This window comes from Phosphitispora fastidiosa (assembly GCF_019008365.1).
GTDB classification, from domain to species: domain Bacteria; phylum Bacillota; class Thermincolia; order Thermincolales; family UBA2595; genus Phosphitispora; species Phosphitispora fastidiosa.
Window position 1 is genome coordinate 1 of the sequence record NZ_JAHHUL010000070.1, and the last position, 470, is coordinate 470.

The 470-nt window shown below is 51.5% G+C and carries 1 protein-coding gene; it reads left to right on the forward strand.

Features of this window, described 5'->3' with window-relative positions; genetic code table 11:
• On the forward strand, positions 1-470 hold a 470-nt coding region (locus Ga0451573_RS20470), incomplete at both ends, for an RHS repeat-associated core domain-containing protein (protein ID WP_231685762.1).

The following is a 470-nucleotide window of genomic DNA, read 5'->3' on the forward strand; positions in this document are numbered from 1 at the left end:
TGGAAAGTGATACCCCAGACTTTAGCGACCCCACCCAGTTCACTCTCGGAATAGGCGGCTTGCTGGGGCAGATTAATCCTGACACCACAGCCCAATACTTCTATTATGACATCCTGGGCAGCCTTGGCGCTGTCGGTGACCAGAGCGGAAGTATTAACGGAACTTACCGTTATGACCCCTGGGGAGCTGTAATTGAACAGACGGGCTTTGAAACAAACCACAGCTACATAGGGAAATACGGGGTAACAGATGAATCCGAAGCAGCTCTGATCCATATGGGAGCCCGGTTCTATGACCCAACTGCAGGGGCATTCCTGCAGACAGACCCGGTAAAAGGCAGTATCAGCAACCCATATAGCATGGTCCCATATATCTATGCCTTAAACGACCCGATGAACCTTATCGATCCTGCCGGTGAAATGCCCTCTTCCGCATGGTTTAACCAAAAGCAGCGGGAATGGGCCAACACC